Source organism: Pseudomonas sp. EA_65y_Pfl2_P74 (assembly GCF_963970575.1).
GTDB lineage: Bacteria > Pseudomonadota > Gammaproteobacteria > Pseudomonadales > Pseudomonadaceae > Aquipseudomonas > Aquipseudomonas baetica_A.
In genome coordinates this window covers 126,212-149,927 of sequence record NZ_CAXAOQ010000006.1, presented here as the reverse complement: position 1 = coordinate 149,927, position 23,716 = coordinate 126,212, and the positions used below count along the sequence as shown (strand labels likewise).

Here is a 23,716-nt window from a genome sequence, read left to right as displayed (position 1 = left end):
GCGTCATCCCGGTGACTGACGCCGCCCCTCAACAGTCAATACGCCCGCCAGTGACCCGGTATCCAGCGCCATTGATGACCGCCCCAACGGTAGTGACCGGCGACCCAGTGATAACCCGGCGCCGGCATGACCGGCACCACTTCTACCAGCGGCGGTGGCCGATGCGGTCGGGGGGGCGCGACGACACAGCCCGAGAGGGTAATGGCCACCAGTGTGAAGGCAAGCAGGGATTTAACGGTTTTCGACATGATGGTGTTCCCGCAAAGTGATCGGTTCAGGCGCGTGGCAATCAACGCACCCAGTGCCCTTCAACCCACAACCCGTTCGACCCTCGTGCCTGCCAGAGCCAATGGCCACAGCCGCCAGGTTTATTGCCATTTGGACAGGGAACGCAAAACCTTCATGACAACGCCTCAAGGCCTGCGCAGGGAGTGAGCGCAGTTGAAGAATTGGACGCTGTAACGGCAAAAAATCCCGTTTGGGCTAGATGAAATTTTTGTCAGGAAGGCTTTGCTGGGGGGCCTGTTGGATGGGTGCTGAACACGTTGGCCTCTACGCGAGCAAGCCCGCACACAGGAGAGATGCGCTCGAATGTGTGCGGGCTTGCTCGCGAAAGCGCCGGTTCAGTCAGCACAGATACAGGCTGAGCGGACGCTCAAGGTATGATGTCGCGGTTTCCCGCCGGAGTTCACCCGCCATGCCACGCATCACCCACTACAAAACCCCATGCCCTGAGGGCATCAACAGCCAGATTCTGCAAATGGTTGTCGACTATCTGACCGACATCAGCGCCGTGGGCCTGGGCCCGAGCAACCTGCTGTACAACGTCTATCAGTATGCGGTCGGCTATGAGGTGCATCTGTATCTGGAAGCGTTGAATGGCGAGAAGGGCACCGAGGTGGAACTGCTGGTTGCCACCGATGAGCACGACCCGGAGCAGGTGATCGGTTTCCTCTTGTACCTGCCGGTGCAGGGCGACTGGCAAGCGTGCAGCGTCGCCTACATGGCCGTGCGCGAAGGTCATCGGCGTCAGGGCGTGGCGCGGGCCATGATCGGTGAAATGGTCGGGCGTTATCCCCACGCCGAACTGGCTTGCAGCATCGGCAAGGTCCCGTATTTCGAAGCGCTGGGCTTTGAGGTGATCGGTCAGCGCGAGACGCAAGTGCTGATGAGTACGCGGCATTACCGCAGCAACGGCTTGCATGGGTTCATCGACACCATGCCGATCTACCGTTCGCTGGAGGTGCAGCAGATCCACACCTACCTGCTACAGAAAAACGGCAAGCGCGCCATGCTCGACGCCGAGAAACAGCGCGATCGGCATCTGGATCAAACCATCCGTCATACCGAGGAGTTTGTTCGTCAGCGGTTGACCGTGCACTGATCGCGGCGACTCGAAGTCTTTGCTCCCTCGGATTTGGGAGGTGTCAGTCGATGCGCCGGAAGACCAGGGCCTTCAGGCCGCTTTCAGGGTCGATATCCGGGAACTCCGGCGGATTCTCCAGGCGTTTTTCAAAGCGCAGACTCGGCGCTTGCTGCGTAACCCCGTCAATCAGAAAGTCCGAACCCAACGACGGATCGTTCATGCACGCCAGCACCGTGCCTTGCGCGCTCAGCAGTTCCGGCAAGCGTCGCAGCACGCGCTGGTAATCCTTGGTCAGCAAGAAACTGCCTTTCTGGAATGACGGCGGATCGATGATCACCAGATCGTAAGGGCCGCTGTTGATCACTTTGCCCCAGGACTTGAACAGGTCGTGGCCGAGAAAAGTGACGTTGCTCACATCATGGCCGTTGAGCCGATGATTGTCGCGGCCGCGGCTCAGCGCGGCGCGGGACATGTCGAGGTTGACCACATGGCTGGCGCCACCCTCGATGGCCGCCACGGAGAAACCGCAGGTGTAGGCGAACAGATTCAGCACCCGCTTGCCCGCCGCCTGGTCGCGTACCCAGTCACGCCCGTAACGCATGTCGAGAAACAGCCCGGCGTTTTGCTTGCGCCCCAGATCGACGCGGTACTGCAAACCGCCCTCGACGATGGTCATTTCGTCGAGCTCATCGCCCAGCAGCCATTCGGCGGTGCTTTGTGGCAAGTAGCGATGCTGGATCAGCAACGTGTGCGCGCCGCATTGCTGCCACTCGCTCGAACCGCTGATGTCCAGCAGCAACCCCTTGAGGTTTTCCAGTTGTTCAGGCTCCGGCTCCTTGAACAGCGACACCAGCACCACGCCTTGCAGCCAGTCCACGGTGAGCTGTTCCAGCCCCGGCCAGCAACGCCCGCGCCCATGAAAAAGGCGACGGGTCTCACTGGGTGCCGCCGCCAGTGCAGGCAGCAAATGGGCGTGGAGGGTGGCGAGGGCTTGAGGGTTCATCAGTCACGGTCGGCCAGCAAAAGGGCCGGCATTTTAACCACAATTGCGCCGTTGCGAACGCTTGTCGCGAGTAGGTAAATACGACGTTCTTGAAAAGGCCTGTATCAAAAATGAATTTCTACAGAACCCGCCGCTCATACCAGATAAGCAGCGGATTAAAGCCGCTAAATCGTTAATGCAATTCAGGGAGTGCAGTTTCATGTGCCCAACACCCACGGCGGACGCGCACCTTCCTGGCGGATTGATTCTGGTCGTTGAGGATGATCCGTTGATTCTGGAGTTTCTTTGCGAAATTCTTCAGGAGGAAGGTTTCAAGGTCGAGCCACAGACGAGCGCTGATGCCGCCTCGCAATATCTGGAGCAGCACGCGCCAGACGTGGCGCTGTTGCTCACCGACATCACCATGCCCGGCACCCTCAATGGCGCCGACCTGGCTAACCTTGTCGGCGATCGTTGGCCGGAAAAACCGGTGATGGTCATGTCCGGTTATGAAACGCCCGAGACTTCCGGGGTCAAGCATTCGGTGGCGTTTATCAAAAAGCCCTGGGCCATCGGTCAATTGCTCGACTGTGTCGACACGGCAATCAAGTCCAAGGCACCGCGCCTGCACTGACAAGTGCTACATTGCCGGGCACATTTGCCCGGCCCCTTGCCAGAGGATGCGAACTTTTGTCTGCTCACAAATCTGTTTTTGACCGCGCGTTCGACGCCTTCCTGTTCGACATGGACGGTACCGTCCTCAATTCCATCGCCGCCGCGGAGCGGATCTGGTCAGCCTGGGCTGTGCGCCATGGTGTGGACGTTGAAACGTTCTTGCCGACCCTTCATGGCGCGCGAGCCATCGACACCCTCCATCGTTTGAACCTGCCGGGGGTGAATGCCGAAGAACAAGCGGCATTCATCACCGAGGCGGAAATCGGCGACGTTGAAGGTATTGTCGAGATTCCCGGCGCAGCGGCGTTCCTCAACAGCCTGCCTGCCGAGCGCTGGGCCATCGTCACCTCGGCGCCGCGGGATCTGGCCTTGCGGCGGATGGCGGCGGCGGGCATTCCCGAGCCTGCGGTGATGATTACTGCCGAGAATGTGAAGGCCGGTAAACCGGATCCGGCGGGCTATCTTCTGGCCGCCAAGCGACTGGGCGTTGAACCCCGCGACTGCCTGATTTTCGAAGATGCCACCGTCGGCATCCAGGCTGGCGAGGCAGCGGGTGCACCGTTGATGATCATCACCACAACGCATCAACATCCGCTTGAAACGTCGCACGCGACTTTGGCCAGTTACGACAAGCTTCAGCTCACGGTCGATGACGACGGTCATCTGCACCTGCGATCCAACTGATTTACGCTTTCAGGCGATTGTGGTCGACGCAAGCCCTTTGAGCTTGCCCGCGAAGCTGACGGCACCGTTTCCAGCCTCCGATTACCTGGCGACCCTCAAGGTCCAGGCCCAAGGGCAGGGCGCACGAGTGATGTGGTTGGGGCGCTTGACCGGCAAAGGCGTGAGCGATGAGGAAGTGGTGGCACTGTTCAACGGTATCTATCAGGGCGGCCTTGAGGCCCTGCGGGCCAATTACCCGGTTTAATGATCATGGACAAAGAACCGTGGGAGCGGGCTTGCTCGCGAAAGCAGAGTGTCAGTCGCCGGAGGGATTGACTGATACGGCCCCTTCGCGAGCAAGCCTGCATACAGAGGGTGAATTTCAGGCATTAGTGATCAAACGCTGCCGGCAATCGAGCACCAGTTTTGCCCCACCCAAATCACTGCTGCCCACCTCGAGATGGAAGCCATGCAAGCTGACAATCGCCGCGACGATCGACAGCCCAAGGCCAAAGCCACTCTGCGGTTGCCCACCCTCGGCGCGGTAGAAACGCTGGAACACCGCCTCACGCTCGGCCTCTGGGATTCCCGGTCCTGAGTCGTGTACTTCGATGCGCGTGTGCCCGGCATCATTCACGCCACGCAACATCACCGTGCCGCCGGCCGGCGTGAACTTGATCGAGTTGCTCAGCAGATTCGCCAAAGCTTCGAACAACAACGCTCGGTCGCCATTGAGCGGGGGCAGGGTCTGCGGCATGTTCAGCACGAAACGCAGCTCGCCTTCTTCTGCCAGCGGCAGGTAAAACGCGTGCAGTTCTTCCAGCAGCAAGACCGGGTCAAGTTCGACAAACCCTGAGCGTCGCTGGCGATCCTCCAATTCGGAAATCCGCAACAACCCGCGAAACCGCGCCATCAGCGTATCGGCCTCGGCCAATACCAGGTCCAGTTGCGCCGCTTCTGGCGAGCCTTCACCGGCCTGCTGCTGGATGCGATACAACTGCGCCCGCAGTCGGGTCAATGGCGTGCGCAGATCATGGGCAATGTTGTCGCATACGCCTTTGACTTCATTCATCAGCCGTTCGATGCGCTCAAGCATGGCGTTGACGATGGCGGCGAGCATGTCCAGCTCATCACGGCGATTGGACAGCGGCAAGCGGTGGGTCAGGTCACCGGCGACAATGGCTTGCGCGCTGTCCTGAATCGCACGAATGCGCCGCAATGGCCGGCGCCGCAGCAAGTGCCAACCGGCAATCCCCGGCAAAATCGTCAGTGACACGCCCCAGAACAGCGCGTGCAGGATGATCCGCGTTACCGCGAACAGCGAGCCGTTGTCACGCAGCAGGACCAGCCAGCGTCCGTCGCGGGTTTGCGTCGCGACGGCGTCGCAGCTGTCGGCCGGCAGGGTCGGATCATCGGAATCGGCGCAGTTGGCCAGCATGTGGATCTTGCCGTCCAGTGGCAGGCCTTCAGGAATTTGCTGCAAGGCACCGCCGAGGTACCTGCCGTGCGTGTCGAACAGCCCGTAGGCGTCGATACCGCGAATATCGAAGGTCATGCTCGCAGCGAGCGCTTCTTCGAGTTGTTCGCCGAGAAAGTGCGAAAACAGATGCTGACGTTGCATCAGCGAATGCTTGGCAAGGTTGTCGAGGTAGCCGGAAACCTCGTAATACATGACCCCCATGAGGATCGCGCTCCAGGCCACGAACAGCGAACTGTACAGCGCCAGCAAGCGGCTGCTGGAGGAACGCCAGCCGTCAGACGGGTTCGGCAATGACATAACCGGAGCCCCGTACCGTGCGGATCAGCGGAACGTTGCCCGCAGCGTCGATCTTCTTGCGCAACCGGCCGATGTGGACGTCGATCAGGTTGGTGCCGGGGTCGAAGTGATAACCCCAGACCTCTTCGAAAATCATCATTCGCGAGAGGATCTGCCCGCTGTTGCGCATCAGAAATTCCAGCAGCTTGTATTCGGTCGGCAGTAGCGTCAGCACTTGCTCGGCGCGCCGTGCTTCGTGGCTGATCAGGTCCAGCTCAAGGTCCGCGACCTGCAACGTCGTTGCCTGGGTGGCGCCGCTGTGCTGGCGACGCAGCAACACTTCAACCCGTGCCGCCATCTCGTCGGTGGCGAACGGTTTGGTCAGGTAGTCATCGCCACCGGCGCGCAAGCCGCGCACGCGCTCATCGACATCGGACAGGGCGCTGATCATCAGAATGGGCGTGGCCACGCCCATGGTGCGCAGGGTGGTGACGATGGCCAGGCCATCAAGCTCGGGCAGCATGCGGTCGAGGGTGATCAGGTCATAGTGACCACTGGCGGCGCGCGCGAGGCCTTCGCGGCCATTGTCGACCCAATCCACGTCCAGGCCGTGGCTGCTGAGTTCGGCGACGATTTCCCGGGCGGTCACGGCGTCGTCTTCGATGGTCAAAATTCGCGTCATAGGGCAGGCCTTGATCGGTTCAAACGGAATGGCAGCATTTTGCCAAGAAATTTCCGTCACGCTTTAAATTAACTTTCATGTAGGGGCTGTCACAAACGCACAGAACGGCGCGTTGTGGCGGCCAGTGCCAATGCATAAAACCCGTACAAAAATCCCTTACTTTGCAAATTGCAATGCCCTGAGAAGTTCATCTTTTATAAGTAATTGAAAATAAAGAATTTATTTGTTGTTGGTGAATGGCACGGTCACTGCAATTCCCGTTGTGACCAGTTGTAACACCATTTTTCGTGCCTGGAGCAGAACAACAATGAATAGATCCTCTGATGGGCTTTATCCTGCCTACGAACAGTCCAGCAGCGTTTCAGGTGTGTCCTGGGGCGCGATTTTCGCAGGTGCCGCGGCGGCCGCGGCCCTGTCGATGATTCTGGTGCTGCTGGGCTTTGGTTTGGGCTTCTCTGCCGTTTCACCGTGGGCCGGGGAGGGCGTCAGCGCCAAGGGCTTGGGCATTTCGACCATCATCTGGTTGGCGGTGACGCAAATCATCGCTTCCGGCATGGGCGGTTATATTGCCGGTCGCCTGCGGGTGAAGTGGGCAAACATGCACGGTGACGAGGTTTACTTTCGTGACACCGCCCATGGTTTCCTCGCCTGGTGTGTGGCAACGCTGGTGACGGCGATTCTCGTGGTCGGTTCGGTCAGCAGCGTCATCAGTGGCGGCGTGCAGGCCGGTGCCAGTGTGGCCAGTGGCGCCGCCAGCGCCATGACCCAAGCGGCCGGTACTGCGGCGGCGAACACCAACAGCAATCAATATGGCTACTTCATTGACAGCCTGTTTCGTGATGATCGCCCAGCCTCCGTCAGCGATGACGCGGCGCACGGCGCCGTGGCGCGGATCTTCGCGCAAAGCCTGGCCAACGGTCAGCTCAGTACCGAAGACCGTACCTACCTTGCGCAACTGGTCGCACAACGCACCAACCTGACTCAGGCCGATGCCGAGCGCCGTGTCGATGAGGTCTACGCCCGTACCCAGAAAGCTCTTGCCGACGCCAAAGTCAAAGCTCAACAAGCCGCCGACACCGCCGCCAAAGTCGCTGCCTGGACGTCGCTGTGGATGTTCATCGCGCTGCTGGCCGGTGCGTTCTTCGCCAGCCTCGCAGCCACGTTCGGCGGCCGCCGCCGCGATGCGGTCGAGTACGTTGAAGTCGACACGTACGCCACCACTACCACACTGCCCCCAGTCCGTTAAAAAGGGAGAATCACCATGCGCTCACTTCTGCTGTTTTTCCTCGGCGTACCGATCCCGATCATCATCCTGATCGCTCTGTTCGTGCACTGATTGCTTGATTGAGGCTTATGCCTGGGCCGCTTCCACCTTCGGGTGGCAGCGGCTTTTTGCTTTCTGGGTGACCAACGGTGAGAATCGCCGGCGGAAGTGGATTGGCCGCTTTCACTGTCAGTTAAGGATGAGCTCGTTGGACAAGAAGGAAATCAAGCGGCAACTGGTCGAGATGCTCGACGCTGGCCGCTCCAAAACTGAAACCTTCAAGGCGCTCTCGGGTGGGAAGGTCAAGGATCGGGTGTTGGCTGCATGGATTGGCGGGCGGCCTGACCCCGCTCTCAGAGAGCGTCATTCACTCAAGGTCACGATTCTGGTGGTGCTGACCTGCATTCAGGCATTGATCGGCGCCTTTGCCGGGTTCTTCCTGCTGTATGAAGTCAGTGCGGGTATGGCCCTGATAGTCATGCTGTTGGCGGGCGGCATTCCCTTGTTGTTCGCCTGGGGCTTCTACAAGAACATTGCTGCGGTTTACACCGTCTACGTGATCCTGACGATCAGCCAGTTGTCGCGCATGTTCAAGGGCTTCGATGAAGACCCGGTGTCTACCCTGATCGGCGTTGGCATCACCCTGGCGATAGTGGGCTACGCGGCCTGGCTGAAAACGCTGCTGTTTCCGGACCTGGGGTTCATCGGTGCGAAAAAGATCAAAGGGCAGTTCGTCTTCTCCAACTGATCGTTGAACAATCCGACTGCTTTCACTGGCCTGGATCAATATTTTTCCTGGCGATTTCGCCTAACTTAAATGATCCAGGCCTTTGCTGAGCAATGAACTACATTGCTTGTCGCGCACCTCGCTGTGCTGACGAAGTATCCGCGTTGACGCCCTATTCACAGAAAAAAACGCGTCGACACGGTGTAGTGCAGCAAGGAGCTGACACAACCTCAACCGAACCTTCACGGATGAACACCGCAATGCACTGCCTAGAACGAACCTTTGATATCCAGCCCTTGGCCCAAGCGGATATGACCGTCCACATCAACGGCCAACCGATCACCGCCGCCATCGGCGAAACCGTCCTCAGCGTTATTCAATCCCTCGGTGTGCGCCAGATTGCACGCAACGATCATGACCAGATCAGCGGCGCCTACTGCGGCATGGGCGTGTGCCAGTGCTGCCTGGTGAAAATCAATGGCCGGCACAAACGCCGTGCCTGTCAGACCGTGGTGCGTGACGGCATGCAGATCGAAACCCAGGTCAACCGCATCGCCGGGCAGGAGGTCGTATGAGCCTGCAACCGGTCATCGTCGGCGGTGGGCCGGCGGGAATGGCAGCGGCCATCGAACTGGCGCGCCACGGGGTGCGCTGCACGTTGCTCGAAGAAGCTTCGCGCCTGGGCGGTGTGGTCTATCGCGGCCCGCTGCGTGATGGCGTGCAACTGGATTATCTGGGGCCGCGTTACGCCGAAGCGCTGGGCAAACTGCACGGCGAATTCCAGGAGCAAGCCGGCCTGATCGACGTGCGCCTAAACCATCGAGTGGTCGGCGCCGAGGGCACCCGTGCACTGGTGGTGCTGGATGGCGACGAGCAACTGCACGAGATCCACTACCCGCAATTGCTGCTCGCTGCGGGTTGCCATGAACGCAGCGTGCCGTTTCCCGGTTGGACGCTGCCGGGAGTGATCATGCTTGGCGGCCTGCAATTGCAAATCAAGAGTGGTGTGGTCAAGCCGCAGGGGCCGGTGGTAATCGCCGGCACCGGGCCGTTGCTGCCGCTGGTGGCGACTCAGTTGCACGCTTCTGGCGTGAAGGTTGCGGGGGTGTATGAGGCTTGTGCATTCGGCAAGATCGCCCGCGAGAGCCTGGCGCTGCTGAACAAGCCGCAACTGTTCCTCGACGGCTTGAGCATGCTCGCTTACCTGAAACTACACGGCATCGCGATGAATTACGGTTGGGGCGTGGTCGAAGCCCACGGCGAGGGCGAACTGAAAAGCGTCAGCGTCGCCCCGTACTCGGCCACTTGGGAGCCGGACATGTCCCGCGTCGAGCGCTTTGAAGCCAAGACCCTGGCGGTCGGCTACGGATTCATTCCACGCACCCAACTCAGCCAGCAAATGGGCCTGGAGCACGGCTTCAGTGACGACGGTTACCTGCGCGCCAACGCGAACATCTGGCAGCAAAGCAACGAACCGCATGTGCATCTGGCCGGCGACATGGGCGGCATTCGCGGTGGTGAAGCGGCAATGCTCGCCGGCAAGATCGCCGCGACGTCGATCCTGCTGCAACGTGGTGTCCTCGACGAGGAACTGGCCCGCGTGCGCCGTGATCGTTATCTGGGCAAACTCAAAGCCATCGTGCGTTTCCGTGCGGCGGTGGATCGTTATACCGAACGAGGCGTCGGCCAGACCGCGCTACCGGCTCCAGACACCGTGATCTGCCGTTGCGAGCACGCGACCCGTGCCGACATCGATCGTGCGCTGGAGCAGGGTGTTCAAGACATCGCCAGCCTGAAAATGCGTACCCGCGTAAGCATGGGCGATTGCCAGGGGCGCATGTGCGTCGGCTATTGCAGTGACAGACTGCGCCAGGCCACCGGGCGCAAGGACGTCGGTTGGCTGCGCCCACGTTTCCCGATTGACCCGATCCCTTTTTCCGCTTTTCAGAATATCGGCACGGAGGCCGCTTCCCATGAGTAAGTTCTATGACGTGGTCATTGCCGGTGGCGGCGTAATCGGGGCGTCCTGCGCCTATCAATTGTCCAAACGCAAAAACCTCAAGGTCGCGCTGATCGATGCCAAGCGCCCGGGCAACGCGACCCGCGCTTCGGCCGGCGGTTTGTGGGCCATCGGCGAGTCGGTTGGCCTGGGGTGCGGGGTGATTTTCTTCCGCATGATGTCGGCCAACCGCAAGCGCGAAACCCAGGGCGCGGCGGTGGCGGTGGACGCCAGCACGCCGCACATCCTGCCCGAATCGTTCTTCGATTTCGCCTTGCAATCCAACGCGCTTTACCCGGCGTTGCACCGCGAGTTGAAGGACAACCACGGCATGGATTTCAAGTTCGAGAAGACCGGGCTGAAATTCGTGATTTATGACGACGAGGATCGGCTCTACGCCGAACACATCGTCGGCTGCATTGCGCATCTGGCCGATCAGGTGCGCTGGCTTGATCAAGCCGCACTGCGCGAAGCGGAACCGAGCGTCAGCCATGAAGCGCGAGGGGCGCTGGAGTTTCTCTGCGATCACCAGGTCAGCCCGTTCCGCCTCGCCGATGCCTACATGGAAGGCGCGCGGCAGAACGGTGTGGACATCTACGTCAACACCAACGTCACAGGCGTGTTGCACCACGGCACCCGCGTGACCGGCGTGCAAACGACTGAGGCGGGTGTGTTCCACTGCAAAACGCTGATCAACGCGGGCGGCGCCTGGGCGGCGGATTTGAGTGAGTGGGCGACCGGTATCCGCATCCCGGTAAAACCGGTAAAAGGCCAGATTCTGCTGACCGAGCGCATGCCGAAGATCCTCAACGGTTGCCTGACCACCAGCGACTGCTACGTGGCGCAAAAGGACAACGGCGAGATCCTGATCGGTAGCACCACCGAAGACAAAGGCTTCGATGTCACCACCACCTACCCGGAAATCGCCGGGCTGGTGCAGGGCGCGGTGCGCTGCCTGCCGGAGCTTGAGGACGTCAATCTCAAACGCACCTGGGCGGGGTTGCGTCCGGGGTCGCCCGATGAGTTGCCGATCCTTGGGCCGATGCGCGGGGTGGAGGGCTATCTGAATGCCTGCGGACATTTTCGCACCGGCATTCTGACTTCGGCGATTACCGGTGTACTGCTGGACAAACTGGTCAACGATGAGCCCTTGCCGCTGGACATCACACCGTTTCTGGCGGATCGGTTTGAAGTGGCACCGGTCGAGCCAGCGCTCGAATTAGAGATGGCCTGACCTAAGCAAGCCAGTTCCCACAGTGATCGAGTCGTACCAGCATTCTGTACACGACGCGAAACCCTGTGGGAGCGGGCTTGCCCGCGATGGCGGCCCGCGCGGCGCCTGATTCTCAGGCCTGGCGCGATTCTTCTTCCAACTGATCCGATTCAAACAAGCGTGCCAGTTCTGCCCGGGCTTCCTGGGCGGTTTGCAGGACTTTGGCCGCGTCGTCGTAGACCGCGTGTTGCGCCTCCAGCACCTGTTCGTCGTGGTGCTTGAAGCGCTTGATCCGCGCATCGGCCTGAGCGTGTGTCAACCCAAGACCGACCAACGTGCGCCGGCTCATTTCCAGGCTCGAATAGTAAGTCTCTCGAATCGCTTCAGCGCCGATATCCACCAAGCGGTGCACATGCTGACGGTTACGCGCCCGGGCGATGATCTTCATGTGCGGGTAGAGCTTGCGCACGACTTCGGCGGTCTTGATGTTGGTGTCCGGATCATCCGTGGCAATCACGAAATATTCCGCCTCGCCGACCTTGGCGGCGTTGAGGATTTCCGGGCGCATCGGGTCGCCATAAAACACCGGCACGCCGCCGAAACTGCGCGACAGTTCGATGGTTTCCACCGAGGTGTCCAGCGCCACGAACTTGATGTTCTGTGCCCGCAGAATCCGCGCCACGATCTGGCCCATCCGGCCCATGCCCGCGATCACCACGCGCGGTGCATCGGTTTCGATTTCGCGGAATTTTTCCGGCACCTCCACCGGTTGCACTTTGGGGCTGACCAGTCGTGCGCAGACCAACAGCAGCAACGGCGTCACCGCCATCGACAGGGTGATGGTCAGCACCAGCAAGTCATACAGGCGCGGCTCGAACAGGCCTTGATCGCGGCCGATCTTGAACACCACAAAGGCAAATTCACCACCGGCCGCCAGGACGATGCCGAGACGAATGGCACTGATCTTGTTCAAGCCTCCGGCCAGACGGCCCACCACAAACAGCAACGGCAGCTTCAAACCGATCAGCAGCAGCGTCAGGCCCAATACCGTGAACGGCGCGTTAAGCAGCAGACTGAGGTTGGCGCCCATGCCCACACTGATGAAAAACAGCCCGAGCAGCAGGCCTTTGAACGGTTCGATCTGCGCTTCCAGTTCATGGCGATACTCCGAATCCGCCAGCAGCAGGCCGGCAAGAAACGCTCCCAACGCCATCGACACACCGACCAGATCCATCAACCACGCCGTGCCGATCACCACCAGCAACGCCGTGGCGGTGGACACCTCCGGCAACCCGGTTTTCGCCACCACACGGAACACCGGACGCAACAGGTAGCGCCCGCCCACCACCACCACAGCGATCCCGCCGAGCACCTGTAACGCGTGATTCAGACTCTCGGCACTGCTGGTGTTCTCGGCGCTGCCGGCGAGCATGGGCACCAGCGCAATCAACGGGATCGCGGCGATGTCCTGAAACAGCAAAATCGCAAACGCCAGGCGCCCGTGAGGGCTGGTCAGTTCCTTGCGTTCAGCCAGGCTTTGCAGGCCGAACGCGGTGGACGACAGCGCCAGGCCAAGGCCCAGCACAATCGCGCTGTTGAGCGGCTGACCGAAGACCGAAAGCGCCAGTACGCCAATCACCGAAGCGGTCAGCAGCACCTGCGCCAGACCAACGCCAAACACCGATTTGCGCATCACCCACAACCGTCGCGGCGACAACTCAAGGCCGATGATGAACAGCAGCAACACCACGCCCAGTTCCGATATATGCGCAACGCTTTGCGGATTGCCGATCAGGCCCAGCACCGACGGGCCGATGATCACCCCGGCAAGCAGATAACCGATCACCGCGCCCAATTGCAGGCGCTTGGCCAGTGGCACGGTAAGTACGGCGGCGAACAGAAACACGACAGCGGCTTGCAACAGATTGCCTTCATGGGGCATTGAATGACTCCTGACAGCGGTACGGCGGGGGCGACAAGGATAAGGTCTAGGCAGACCTCCAATCCACTGAAGATCCACTGTGGGAGCGGGCTTGCTCGCGAAAGCGGCGGGTCGGTTGAACGAAATGTCAGTTGACACACTGCCTTCGCGAGCAATCCCTTCTCTCGGGGGAATCTTCGTGAAGCCTGTAATAATTTGCATCAATTGGTTACATTCATAGCCTTTGTGAATCAATCGTCCGAGTTCCGCCATGGCCATCAACTTCGATCTCAACGACTTGCAAGCCTTTCGCGCCGTGGTCGAGCAGGGCAGTTTCCGCAAGGCCGCCGACACCGTACGTCTGTCGCAACCGGCGCTGAGCCGGCGCATCGAAAAACTCGAAGACGCGCTTGGCGTAAAGCTGTTCGAACGCACCACCCGCAAAGTCAGCCTGACCCAGGCCGGGCGCGGTTTCATGCCCAGTGTCGAGCGTTTGCTGGATGATCTCGACGTGGCGTTGCTGGGGATCAGCGAAGTTGCCTCGACCCGATTGGGCCATGTCACTGTCGCCTGCGTGCCGTCCGCCGCTTACTACTTCATGCCGCGGGTGGTTGCCCGTTATCACCAGCAGTTCCCGCGAATCAAAGTCAAAGTGCTCGATTCCAGCGCCCATGACGTCCTCAGCGCAGTGGTCAACGGCGAGGCGGATTTCGGATTGAGTTTTATGGGCACGCAGGATGCCAAAGTCGATTTTGAACCGCTTGTGCAGGAGTGCTATGTGGTTGCCTGCCGGCGTGATCATCCATTGGCCGGACGCAACAGCGTGACGTGGGATGAGTTCTATCGGCAGGATTACATCTCGCTGGACAAGACGTCCGGCAATCGCTTTCTGCTCGATCAGGCGTTGAACGGTGTGGTGGCGCAGCGCCAAAGCATCTGCGAAACGCGGCATGTGACGACAATGATTGGCCTGGTGGAGGCCGGTCTAGGAGTGGCGGCGGTACCGATGATGGCGCTTCCGGGGCCGGATCATCCGATCCTGACGCGGGTGCCATTGACCGACCCGCAAGTGATGCGCAGTGTCGGTATCCTCAAGCGCCGGGGTCGCACATTGACCCCGGCGGCGTTGGAGCTGGAGCGGCTGGTGGTGGAAATGAAAGTCCAGCCGCCAACGATCAACGCTTGACCGAATCCATCCCGGTGGCCTGCACGTCAGTCTGGGCGGCCGGTGCGGCGAGGTAGGCGAGTAGCGCCTTGGCTTCTTGCGGATGCTGTGCGCCGACGGGAATGCCGGCGGCAAATCGTGTGACCGATTGCACCGACTCAGGAATCCTGGCCACAAAACTCACCCCCGGCACCGGCAGCAATTCGCTGACCTGCTGAAAGCCCAACTGATAATCGCCCGTGGCAACGACCGAGCCCACCGGGATTTTCGTGATCATCTTCGCTTTTGGTTTCAGTTGATCTTCGATGCCCAGTTTCTTGAACAACTGCTGCTCGATGTATACGCCGCTGGCGCTGTCGGAGTAGGCCACCGACTGTGCATCGAGCAGGGTTTTCTTCAGGCCTTCGACGCTGCTGATGTCCGGTTTCGGCGCTCCCTGGCGCACTGCCAGGCCGATCCGCGAATCCGCCAGCTCAACACGTGACGCCGGGTCGACTTTGCCCTGTTTGATCAAGTCGTCGAGGGCGTAGCCGACCATGATCACCACGTCGGCCTGTTCGCCGCGCGCCAGACGATTAGGGATCGCCTCCGGGGACTTGCCCATCGACGGGCCAAGGGTGGTGTCGAGGGTGTTGCCGGTGGCCGCCGCGAATTTCGGCCCGAGGATTTTGTAGGCGGCGGTGAAGCCGCCCGAGGTCATCACGCGTAGCTCTTCGGCCTGCGTCAGGGCGCTGAAAGCGAGGAGGGCGAAGGCGGTCAGGGTGAACAGTTTTTTCATCGGGAAACGCTCCTTAAACGACGGCAGGTTGCAGGCGACCGCCAGCGCGGCGATACAGATAGAGGGTGGCGCACAACGCGCACAGTGCACCGATGCTCATCCAGTAACCCGGCGCGGCTTTGTCGCCGGTGTACTGGATCAGGAAGGTCGACATCGCTGGGGTGAAACCGCCAAAAATCGCGGTGGCCAGGCTGTAGGCCAGAGAGAAACCGGCGACGCGCACCTCCACGGGCATGATCTCGGTGAGGGCTGGAATCATGGCGCCGTTGTACATCCCGTAGATAAACGACAGCCACAACAGCGACAGCAACATGTGGCTGAAACTCGGAGCGTGCACCAGGTAGGACAGCGCCGGATAAGTCGTGGCCAGCGCCAGCAGCGACATGGCGATCAGCAGCGGACGACGGCCAATGCGGTCGGACAGCATGCCGCCAACCGGCAACCAGAAGAAGTTCGACACGCCCACCAGCAAGGTCACCAGCAGTGCGTCGGAGGTGCTCAGGTGCAGCACGGTTTTGCCGAAGGTCGGCGCGTACACCGTGATCAGATAGAACGCGGTGGTGGTCAGGGCGACCATCAGCATCCCGCCGAGCACGACGCCCCAGTTCTGACCGAGGGTGCGGAACACTTCGCCCATGCTCGGACGGTGTTTGCGCGCAGCAAACGCTTCGGTTTCGGCCAGGTTACGGCGCAGCACAAAGATGAACGGCACGATCATGCAGCCGACGAAAAACGGAATGCGCCAGCCCCAATCGGCAACCACGTTCGGCGCCATCCAAGCGTTCAGCGCGTAGCCCAGCGCGGCGGCAACGATGATTGCCACTTGCTGGCTGGCCGACTGCCAAGCGGTGAAAAAGCCTTTGCGACCGGGCGTGGCGATTTCGGACAAATAGACCGAAACCCCGCCCAATTCGGCACCGGCCGAGAAGCCTTGCAGCAGCCGTCCGATCAACACCAGTGCGGGGGCGAACAGGCCAATGGTTTCGTATCCGGGCACCAGCACGATCAATATCGTGCCGCTGGCCATGATCGATAGCGTAACGATCAACCCTTTGCGGCGACCGACGTCATCGATGTACGCACCGAGCACGATGGCCCCCAGTGGGCGCATCAAAAAGCCTGCGCCGAACACTGCAAAGGTCATCATCAGAGAGGCGAATTCACTGCTCGCCGGAAAGAACACCGCCGCGATCTGGGTGGCGTAGAAACCGAACAGAAAGAAGTCGAACTGTTCGAGGAAGTTGCCCGAGGTCACCCGGAAAATGGCGCCGGCCCGCGAGCCGCCGTGTGGGATTGAGGCTGTCATGACAAAGTACTCCACCGCTTTTATGACGTGCGCTACGGGGAAGCGGCGCACGGTTTTTATTGGGGTGGATAGTGGCGCAGGTGTAACAATCTGTTAATTGCATTGTTGGTATGGATTGATGCGCAAAGCGGATCAGTCAGGGGCGCTGAACCGCTCTGGGATCTGGCTTGCCAGCGATGGCATTCGTTCCGCCAATCAATCCATTGAACCTGTCGGCCTCTACTGCTGACCGTTTGCTTGCTCAGCGGCATTGCGAACGGTGAAGCTGCCATCCCAGTGCGGATCAATCCGCCGGATGCGCTCGTTCAGCTCAGGGTGGGTAGCGAAGAGGCGACTCAGCGGGTTCGAGACGCCCACGCTGAAATACAAGTGACTGTACTCACCGGCTCGGGCAGCACTGATAGATGAACCCTGCGCGCCGATTTTTTTCAGGGCGCCGACGATGCTCTGCGGATTGCGCGTGAATTGCACCGCGCTGGCATCCGCCAGGAACTCGCGTTGGCGACTCACTGCTGCCTTGATCAGGCTGCCGAAAACATTACCGATAAATCCGGCAACACATACACCGCAGGCACGAGGGTACCTGAGGCAATCGCCATGAGCGCATCCAGCAGGCTGCCGGTGCCGCTCAGGTAATTTTCGAAACCATAGAAGACGAAGGGCAGGCTGGTGAGGACTGTCAGAGCCAGCAGCGACAGGATCATCAGGTTCACCAAGCGTGTCGTCTGGCGTCTGGCCCTGCGTTGATTTTCAAAAAAATTCATGGGCCGTCCTTGGGTAACGAGGGTTAGAAAGAGACTTTCGGGGCGACCTTGATGGCCAGCGTGTCAGCAAATTTCAGCGGAGCTGCATCGGTACCATGATCGAAACCGGTTGCCAGCAGCACCGCAGGGAAACCCTGTTTGAGGGTGTTGTAGGTCATCACCGCATCGTTGTAAGCCTGTCGCGCAAAGCTCACTTTGTTTTCGGTGCTGCTCAGCTCTTCACTGAGTTGCTGCATGTTCTGCGAGGCCTTGAGATCGGGATAGGCCTCCAGCGTCAGATGCAACCGACCCACCGCGCTGCTGAGCGTGCTGTCCGCTTGGCCCAACTGCTCGATGTTTTTTGCGTTGCCCGGTTGCGCTTGCGTGGCCTCAAGTACGGCCACTGCAGCGTTGCGCGCAGCGATGACCGTTTCGAGGGTTTCGCGTTCGTGGGCCATATACCCCTTGGCAACGGCCACCAGATTGGGGATCAAGTCGTAACGGCGCTTGAGCTGGACTTCGACTTGGGCCGAACATCGCGCCATCCTGTGGGAGCCTGGCTTGCCTGCGATCGCGTCCCGACGGACAACTACAATCCCCCTGCCAGCCCCGACAAAAAACAAGGAATGATTCCAGCACCGCGCAGTCGGAGTTCAGGTATCAGACATCTCAGGAGGTTCACCGATGAACAGCAAAACCCTAATCGCCAGCCTGGCCCTCGTCGCCGGCATCGCCGGGATCAGCCCAGTCGTTCAAGCGGCGCAAACCTCAAGCGAACCCGCCGTGCAATCTCCGGTCAGTGACCGCGAGTTGAAGGTCAATGACCGCGCACCAGACGTTTATCAGCGCAGCGAGAAAGCCCTCGACTGGAAAGCCAAGGGCCTGAAAAAACCGGTCGATCAGGCCCAGTGGGTGCAGATCAATGACCAGTACGTCATGGTAATGATCACCAACGGGACCATTGTCGAGATGAAACCGGTTCCGCGTTAATCCCAGGATTCAAAAGCCCTGCGCCTTTAGACGCGCAGGGCTTTCCTCACCCAACCGATACTGATTATTCCCGCTGCGCTTGGCCTCATACATCGCCAGATCGGCAATGTGCAGCAACCGATCCATCGCCGTCGCATGATCGGGAAACACTGCGACGCCAAGGCTGGTACCGATATGGCGCTGGTCGTTGCCGATGCTGACCGGTGGGGACAGTTCGATGAAGATCTTCTGGCAGATGCTGCGGGCTTCGTCCTGCAGGTTGATGCCGGGTGCGAGGTCTTGCAGGATCACCACGAACTCGTCGCCGCCGATGCGCGCGACGGTGTCGCTGGCGCGCAGGATGCGTTTCAGACGAGTGGCGGTGGTGATCAGAACCCGGTCGCCGGCAGCGTGGCCGTACTGGTCGTTGATGGTTTTGAAACCGTTTAGGTCGACGAAGACCAGTGCCACCCGCGTGCCGCTCTGGCGCGCATGGTCCAGCGCTTCGCAGAGCCGTTCTTCAAGCACCAGCCGATTGGGCAGACCAGTCAACGGGTCGAAGTGGGCGAGGTGTTTGAGGTAACTGGCCGAGGCTTTTTCTTCGGTAATGTCGCGCACTACGCCCATCATTTTGATCATCGCGTCGTGTTCATTACGCACCACATTGCCGGTTTCCCGGAGCCAGCGAATCGTGCCGTCAGGCCAGACCACGCGATATTCCTCGTCGTGGTTTTCACCGGTTTCCAGGCAACGCAGTTCGCCGGCGCGCACCCTGACGCGGTCGTCCGGATGCACGCAGGAACAGAACAACGCGTAGGAAGGCGTCACTTCGCCGATGTTGAACCCGAACATGCCGTAGATCGCGTCCGACCAATACAACCGATCGGTGTCGACCTCCCAGTCCCAGGTGCCGATGCGCGCAAAATACTGGCTGCGCTTGAAGCGCTCGACGTCGCCGTCCTGATGAATGTTCTGGCCATCGACGGCGCGGGTCAGCAGCTCACGGTAATCGTCGAGTTGCTGGAGCAAACCGCGTTCGCGCCAGATTAGCAGGACGATGACGGCAAGCATCACCGTGCCGATGGCAAGACTGATCAAGAGCTGAGTCATTTGGGCGCTGCCAGCATGGCAAGTCGATCCGGGAAGTAATGGCGGTTGGCTATGTTAAGGGTTCATCACTCGGTTCGGATACCACGTTGATCGTCACTGACGGCTTGCCAATACCCGGCAATTCTGGGAAAACGGCGGCCAGTTGAACAATAGAGTGAATGTCATGAATGATGAACTGCAGGTCATCGATCTTGAGGTGGGCGAGGGCAAAGCCGCCGTCAAAGGCGCGCTGATCACTACCCAATACACCGGCTGGCTGGAAGACGGCACGGAGTTCGATTCGTCCCACACCCGGGGCAAACCTTTTCAGTGCGTGATCGGCACTGGCCGGGTGATCAAGGGTTGGGATCAAGGACTGATGGGCATGCAGGTCGGTGGTAAACGCAAACTGCTGGTGCCGGCGCATTTGGGGTACGGCGAGCGGACGATGGGCAAGATCCCGCCGCATTCGAATCTGGTGTTTGAGATCGAGTTGCTGGAGGTTTTGACGCGGGAGGATTGAGGCTGGCGGGCGCGGGATGTGAACGAGTTGGATGAAGGCCACGCTTCATCCAAATGATTCCAGTCTGCGATTTTGTGGATCAGGTGAATACTTCAATATCGGGACATTCACGGGTCCATCACGTGACCGTCATGTCATTGAATTGCTCGCCGATGGTATCGACGCATAGGCAAGTTCCTTTCTTCGAGTAGTACAAGACGCAACGCGAGCTATCAAACGAGCAGGTATCCAGTTCGAAGAACTTGCGTGCAGCCAGCTCCCGCTCTACGCCACTGTATTCATAGCCGTCGGTGGCATGTATCCGCGTCGGCTTCCATCCTTGTTTGACTAGCTTGGACTTGGCCGCAGCCAGACGCTCACCGACGACGATGCCTGCTGGCCCGTGTTTGTCGCTTATCGCCTGTGAGCCGTCGGCAAATGCTGTGCTGATGCCCATGCAATAAAGTGCGGCAAGTACGAGGATTGAAGACTTCATTTGACAGTCGCTCCAGCCGGGGCTGTCTACTTTGTTGCTGCTTTCGGCATCGCGCCTGGAAAAATCAGCCGCGGATCTATTCAAGCAGGCAGGTGATCGACCATCACCCTCACGGGTGATGGGTTCGATGCATGACGCGGTTTAGATATTCGGGGTGTAAGAGAAACTTTGCGAAGCTTCGGTATCGGAGAACGGCGTCACACGCGTTTTCTTGTTGAACAGGCCATTGACGAGCGAGCCTGGGAACATTTCGATGGAGTTGTTGAACAGTTCGACGTTGCGGTTGTAAATGGTGATGGCCGCGCCGACGTTTTCTTGTTGTTCGGCGATTTCACGCATCATGTTGTTCGCCGCTTCGGATGCTTTCAGATCAGGGTAAGCCTCAAAGGTAACGCGCAAGCCCCCCATCAGCTCCCTCGAGGCGGTTTCAACTTTCGTGAGGGCGTTGCCGTCCGCTCCAGCAGGAAGGGCATTGACCGCGCTGCGAAGGCCGGTGATTTTTTCGAGGAGGCTGGACTCAAAGACCATGAAGTCTGAGAGCACTTTTTGAAGCTGATCGAGCACCTTGGTCTTCTGGCGTTCGTAAACGAGCACGTCTGACCAGGCACGTTGTACTCGGTTGTGTCCCCCAATAATGCCGTTGTAGAGGCTGAAGCCCGCTACGATGATGACGACAGCGATAACAGCGGAAAGGATGAGTGCAATGTCCATGGCTTACTTCTCTTGGCGGCTTGTTAGGGGATAGGAGGCAAAGTTGTCATCGTGCAGCTCGCTGAGTGCATGGCTCCATTGGAGCGCCGACATCAAGCGCGGCAGTTCGATACCGGCAGAAATTTCTGCGTAAAACTCGTTGGGTGATGCCAGCGAATACTCGGTACCGAACGCGAGCAGGTCTTTGCTGGCGAAGCTGAGGCAGAGCTTTCCACTGTCGGCGAACTCCAGGTTCGGACGATGGAGGATGTCGAACAGCTTCAGCAAGTGGAGCACCGTCGAAGGCTTGATGAATTTCGCACAGAGTATCTCGCTGCGACCGGTCAAACGGAACGCTTTATTGAAATCCGGAGAAGCCGTGTCCATGGGGCACGCATAGTCGTTCTCCGATTGGTCACCAGATCTAACCGATATCCCGCTGACCCATGGAAAGTCGATGACAAGGCTGTACCGGTCGTAGTGGTCGTAAACCACTCGAGTCTCCGTTTTGGTTTTTCCATCTTTGTCGGTCACCGTGGTGTGCACTGTTCGCCTGTTAACGTAGTGCAACTGGCGATAGTGGTAAGGGAGGTTGCGCTGCGTGCCGGGAAATACACCCTGTATCGACTCGACCAACTCGCGGCTGTAGTTGCCCCGGCGGTAATCACCAAATTCCGTGTCCAGCTTCTTGAGGGTCGTGGCCGAGTCTTCTTTCAGGAAAGTCAGTCCGTTGTGGAAGTAGGATGACAGTCGAGCAATTCTTTTACTGAGCGACGGCAACCGATTAGATTTGGATTTCATCCATGTCAGACTCCCAGCGGCAATGACGATGCCAAGAAAACCAGTGCCCATGCCGAACGAGTCGGGATCAATTTCCAATCGATAAAAGAACAGAGCGACGCTAGAGATGTTCCCAATCCAATAAAGGGCCACAGCACTCGCAAGCAATAACAGGCCAGTGACGAAAAACCACCATGCGCGGGTGCGATCGAATTCGAGCGGGCCATCGTACGAGGCGAACTCATGGATCACCTTCAATAAGTCGGTGTTGGACTCAGTCTTGTCGATACTGGCTTCGCTCACGGCCAGCAATTTATTTAACCTCGCGTTCTGCGATGAGTTGGTCATGTCAGGTATCCATTGATTCAGGGATGCCTGGTGCGGGAGCAACGGCCCGGATTGAGGATTTTGCTCTATTCATAATCTGTCAGGAATTTTGAAAAGGAGTGGACGATACCATTGTCACGCAATGACCGTTTTTGGTGCGGGGTGTGTAAAAAAGGGCTCCAGTTTAACCAAGTTGAGTTCGCCGACAAAACGTCGAATCGCTCCCTCACGGCGCTTTAGGACTGACAGGGTTTTTCAGGGTTCTCACCGATAGTGTTCCCCGTTCAATTTCATAAATTGGAGGGTTTTTTTGAAGTCCGATCCTGGCGTTCACAAACGAGTGCTTGGCGCCTTGCCGGAGCTACCGCTCGATTGTAGGGTACACAGCCGTTACGATCTGCAGGGGAGCCAACTACCCGTGACACTCTCTATTGGCAATGCCAAAGCATTTTGGATCGACTGGCCACTTTCAAAATCGGCAGTGGTTGAAGTTAGCTCGAACCATATGGCTACTTCAGACCATCCCTAGTGCGTGATAAATCAAAGGTCGTCATGTAGCATAGACCCATCAGCAGTTCTACAGCCATCCCGTCACTACGCGCTACTGAATCAACTCTAGAAGGTTTGTGAATGATAAGAACTATCCCGGTGTGGAAAATGATGATGATCGCCAAAGGTAAGATATTGGGACTTTTAATCCTGGCAAGCATACCTGTTTTTATCTTTGGCGGTGCGAGGGTACTTCTTGAAGGGTTGCAGAATGGGCAAATTCGCCAGGCTGCAATGGGGTTTATCACTCTGATTTTTTTTGGTGTGGGTGCTCTGCTATTTGCACCTTCAAAAAAATATATCCCCGGTAAAACATTTCAGGCTTATAGAAATAAAAAATTCAATACAATGGCGGGTATAAATTACGGTTATGCATTCATTATTCTGTCGGGGGTAATTATTGCAGTTCTTGCACCGGAAACGGCGATGACAACACTGTACTATGGTTTAGGTGGCATTGTTTGTCTTTATTTTTATTCAAGAACATTAAAATTTCATGAGGATATCGATTTTTCGACAAATGAATATTTGGAAACCGCTCTGGGATTTCCTGCCGGGGAGAAAATTCTGGTCAGCTACCAGAATTTTGATGCCGGTGAGATTAAAAATGGTTGCAATGCTTTTGCCGCAACAGGAACCAAGTTAATTGTTGCGTCGTTTGACGGGAGTGTTTGGAGAAAGCTGTCACGGGACCTGAATCAGATCTCGCGCATTGGCATCGCCGGCGATGCATCCCAAAATCATTTTGTTAAATTGCAATTCAATGATGGAGCCGATGCTTTGTTGCGCATTGAACTATATGAAAAGCTCACATCAAATCCAACCCTGATAATAAGACGGCTGTTAGAAGCGATTGATGCAAGTCTTCTGAGCGATAGTGGTGCATCACAGGCAGTACAAAGACGTCGAGTGGTTGTCAACTCCGAAACTCCAACCCCGGTTTTAAAAAATGTTGCGCCTGAAGCGACGCTTGTACCCATGGCGCCTCTGCGTAACATCGAGGTTGCCCCTGATGTGTTAATTGCTATCCAGGCCGCCGAAGAAGTTGTTCCCGGTCGCAGGCTGGAGCTTTAA

General features: G+C 58.5%; 27 protein-coding genes. 13 read left to right on the top strand and 14 right to left on the bottom strand.

From position 1 onward, the window contains the following. Positions 1-35: 35 nt before the first annotated feature. On the bottom strand, positions 36-248 hold the full coding sequence (locus AACY18_RS06420; RefSeq protein ID WP_339433841.1) for a YXWGXW repeat-containing protein: 213 nt from the start codon (positions 246-248) through the stop codon (positions 36-38). Between the two features lie 449 nt (positions 249-697). Here AACY18_RS06420 and AACY18_RS06415 point away from each other — a divergent pair, with 449 nt between their 5' ends. Then, positions 698-1,384, top strand: coding sequence for a GNAT family N-acetyltransferase (locus tag AACY18_RS06415; protein WP_339433840.1), 687 nt, complete (start codon positions 698-700; stop codon positions 1,382-1,384). 43 nt (positions 1,385-1,427) lie between these two features. Here the strand turns inward: AACY18_RS06415 and AACY18_RS06410 are convergent, their stop codons facing one another. Next, positions 1,428-2,369 (bottom strand): class I SAM-dependent methyltransferase, encoded by a 942-nt coding sequence (locus AACY18_RS06410; protein WP_339433839.1) that lies wholly within the window; start codon positions 2,367-2,369, stop codon positions 1,428-1,430. A 199-nt stretch (positions 2,370-2,568) separates the two neighbouring features. Between AACY18_RS06410 and AACY18_RS06405 the strand changes: the two genes are divergently transcribed. Genes AACY18_RS06405 through AACY18_RS06395 form a run of 3 tightly spaced genes read left to right on the top strand, consistent with a single transcriptional unit; the run spans position 2,569 to position 3,951 of the window. Beyond that, positions 2,569-2,982 (top strand): response regulator, encoded by a 414-nt coding sequence (locus AACY18_RS06405; protein ID WP_339464564.1) that lies wholly within the window; start codon positions 2,569-2,571, stop codon positions 2,980-2,982. 56 nt (positions 2,983-3,038) lie between these two features. Then, positions 3,039-3,707, top strand: a complete 669-nt coding sequence (locus AACY18_RS06400) for an HAD family hydrolase (RefSeq protein WP_339464562.1) — start codon at positions 3,039-3,041, stop codon at positions 3,705-3,707. Further along, on the top strand, positions 3,673-3,951 hold the full coding sequence (locus AACY18_RS06395; protein WP_339464560.1) for an SRPBCC family protein: 279 nt from the start codon (positions 3,673-3,675) through the stop codon (positions 3,949-3,951). Before AACY18_RS06400 ends, AACY18_RS06395 begins: the two co-directional genes overlap by 35 nt. 117 nt (positions 3,952-4,068) lie before the next feature. On the opposite strand, the gene AACY18_RS06390 is transcribed toward AACY18_RS06395, so the two are convergent. Together AACY18_RS06390 and AACY18_RS06385 are read right to left on the bottom strand one after the other, a co-directional pair. Further along, positions 4,069-5,463, bottom strand: coding sequence for a sensor histidine kinase (locus AACY18_RS06390; protein WP_221734330.1), 1,395 nt, complete (start codon positions 5,461-5,463; stop codon positions 4,069-4,071). Then, the gene (locus AACY18_RS06385; protein ID WP_221734329.1) at positions 5,441-6,124 is read right to left on the bottom strand and encodes a response regulator transcription factor; all 684 of its coding nucleotides are present in this window, start codon (positions 6,122-6,124) and stop codon (positions 5,441-5,443) included. Before AACY18_RS06385 ends, AACY18_RS06390 begins: the two co-directional genes overlap by 23 nt. Positions 6,125-6,431: 307 nt before the next feature. On the opposite strand from AACY18_RS06385, the gene AACY18_RS06380 reads away from it, so the two are divergent. The 5 genes from AACY18_RS06380 (at position 6,432) to hcnC (ending at position 11,348) form a co-directional block, all read left to right on the top strand. Beyond that, positions 6,432-7,370 (top strand): hypothetical protein, encoded by a 939-nt coding sequence (locus AACY18_RS06380; RefSeq protein ID WP_339464559.1) that lies wholly within the window; start codon positions 6,432-6,434, stop codon positions 7,368-7,370. A gap of 226 nt (positions 7,371-7,596) precedes the next feature. After that, entirely contained in the window at positions 7,597-8,136 is a 540-nt protein-coding gene (locus AACY18_RS06375) for a hypothetical protein (protein ID WP_339464558.1), read from the top strand. A 239-nt stretch (positions 8,137-8,375) separates the two neighbouring features. Then, on the top strand, positions 8,376-8,690 hold the full coding sequence (locus AACY18_RS06370) for a (2Fe-2S)-binding protein (protein WP_339433832.1): 315 nt from the start codon (positions 8,376-8,378) through the stop codon (positions 8,688-8,690). Further along, a complete protein-coding gene (gene hcnB / locus AACY18_RS06365) occupies positions 8,687-10,096 on the top strand; it encodes a cyanide-forming glycine dehydrogenase subunit HcnB (protein ID WP_339433831.1) in 1,410 nt (469 codons plus the stop codon). The genes AACY18_RS06370 and hcnB overlap by 4 nt, the downstream gene beginning before the upstream one ends. Continuing rightward, positions 10,089-11,348, top strand: coding sequence for a cyanide-forming glycine dehydrogenase subunit HcnC (gene hcnC, locus AACY18_RS06360; RefSeq protein ID WP_339433830.1), 1,260 nt, complete (start codon positions 10,089-10,091; stop codon positions 11,346-11,348). Before hcnB ends, hcnC begins: the two co-directional genes overlap by 8 nt. Positions 11,349-11,460: 112 nt before the next feature. Here the strand turns inward: hcnC and AACY18_RS06355 are convergent, their stop codons facing one another. Continuing rightward, the gene (locus AACY18_RS06355) at positions 11,461-13,269 is read right to left on the bottom strand and encodes a monovalent cation:proton antiporter-2 (CPA2) family protein (protein ID WP_339433829.1); all 1,809 of its coding nucleotides are present in this window, start codon (positions 13,267-13,269) and stop codon (positions 11,461-11,463) included. A 250-nt stretch (positions 13,270-13,519) separates the two neighbouring features. Between AACY18_RS06355 and AACY18_RS06350 the strand changes: the two genes are divergently transcribed. Further along, positions 13,520-14,434, top strand: coding sequence for a LysR family transcriptional regulator (locus tag AACY18_RS06350; protein WP_339464557.1), 915 nt, complete (start codon positions 13,520-13,522; stop codon positions 14,432-14,434). On the opposite strand, the gene AACY18_RS06345 is transcribed toward AACY18_RS06350, so the two are convergent. The 5 genes from AACY18_RS06345 to AACY18_RS06325 all read right to left on the bottom strand — a co-directional run bounded on the left by AACY18_RS06345 (position 14,424) and on the right by AACY18_RS06325 (position 17,785). Next, complete coding sequence (locus tag AACY18_RS06345) at positions 14,424-15,191, bottom strand: substrate-binding domain-containing protein (RefSeq protein ID WP_339464556.1); 768 nt, start codon at positions 15,189-15,191, stop codon at positions 14,424-14,426. The genes AACY18_RS06350 and AACY18_RS06345 overlap by 11 nt on opposite strands. Before the next feature lie 13 nt (positions 15,192-15,204). Next, positions 15,205-16,497, bottom strand: a complete 1,293-nt coding sequence (locus tag AACY18_RS06340) for an MFS transporter (RefSeq protein ID WP_339433826.1) — start codon at positions 16,495-16,497, stop codon at positions 15,205-15,207. 219 nt (positions 16,498-16,716) lie between these two features. Next, entirely contained in the window at positions 16,717-17,007 is a 291-nt protein-coding gene (locus AACY18_RS06335) for a M48 family metalloprotease (protein ID WP_339433825.1), read from the bottom strand. 11 nt (positions 17,008-17,018) lie between these two features. Beyond that, entirely contained in the window at positions 17,019-17,261 is a 243-nt protein-coding gene (locus AACY18_RS06330; protein WP_339464555.1) for a hypothetical protein, read from the bottom strand. Positions 17,262-17,284: 23 nt separating this feature from the next. Further along, a complete protein-coding gene (locus AACY18_RS06325) occupies positions 17,285-17,785 on the bottom strand; it encodes a LemA family protein (RefSeq protein ID WP_339464554.1) in 501 nt (166 codons plus the stop codon). Positions 17,786-17,924: 139 nt separating this feature from the next. On the opposite strand from AACY18_RS06325, the gene AACY18_RS06320 reads away from it, so the two are divergent. Next, a complete protein-coding gene (locus AACY18_RS06320; RefSeq protein WP_339433822.1) occupies positions 17,925-18,230 on the top strand; it encodes an RcnB family protein in 306 nt (101 codons plus the stop codon). 9 nt (positions 18,231-18,239) lie between these two features. Here the strand turns inward: AACY18_RS06320 and AACY18_RS06315 are convergent, their stop codons facing one another. Then, a complete protein-coding gene (locus AACY18_RS06315; protein WP_339464552.1) occupies positions 18,240-19,319 on the bottom strand; it encodes a sensor domain-containing diguanylate cyclase in 1,080 nt (359 codons plus the stop codon). Between the two features lie 163 nt (positions 19,320-19,482). Between AACY18_RS06315 and AACY18_RS06310 the strand changes: the two genes are divergently transcribed. Then, positions 19,483-19,821, top strand: coding sequence for an FKBP-type peptidyl-prolyl cis-trans isomerase (locus tag AACY18_RS06310; protein ID WP_339464551.1), 339 nt, complete (start codon positions 19,483-19,485; stop codon positions 19,819-19,821). A gap of 118 nt (positions 19,822-19,939) precedes the next feature. Here AACY18_RS06310 and AACY18_RS06305 read toward each other — a convergent pair whose 3' ends face one another. The 3 genes from AACY18_RS06305 to AACY18_RS06295 form a co-directional block, all read right to left on the bottom strand. Further along, the gene (locus AACY18_RS06305) at positions 19,940-20,296 is read right to left on the bottom strand and encodes a hypothetical protein (protein ID WP_339433820.1); all 357 of its coding nucleotides are present in this window, start codon (positions 20,294-20,296) and stop codon (positions 19,940-19,942) included. A gap of 141 nt (positions 20,297-20,437) precedes the next feature. Next, positions 20,438-21,007, bottom strand: coding sequence for a LemA family protein (locus tag AACY18_RS06300; RefSeq protein WP_339433819.1), 570 nt, complete (start codon positions 21,005-21,007; stop codon positions 20,438-20,440). 3 nt (positions 21,008-21,010) lie between these two features. Further along, positions 21,011-22,114, bottom strand: coding sequence for a hypothetical protein (locus AACY18_RS06295; RefSeq protein WP_339464549.1), 1,104 nt, complete (start codon positions 22,112-22,114; stop codon positions 21,011-21,013). A 636-nt stretch (positions 22,115-22,750) separates the two neighbouring features. Here AACY18_RS06295 and AACY18_RS06290 point away from each other — a divergent pair. Further along, on the top strand, positions 22,751-23,716 hold the full coding sequence (locus AACY18_RS06290) for a hypothetical protein (RefSeq protein ID WP_339433817.1): 966 nt from the start codon (positions 22,751-22,753) through the stop codon (positions 23,714-23,716).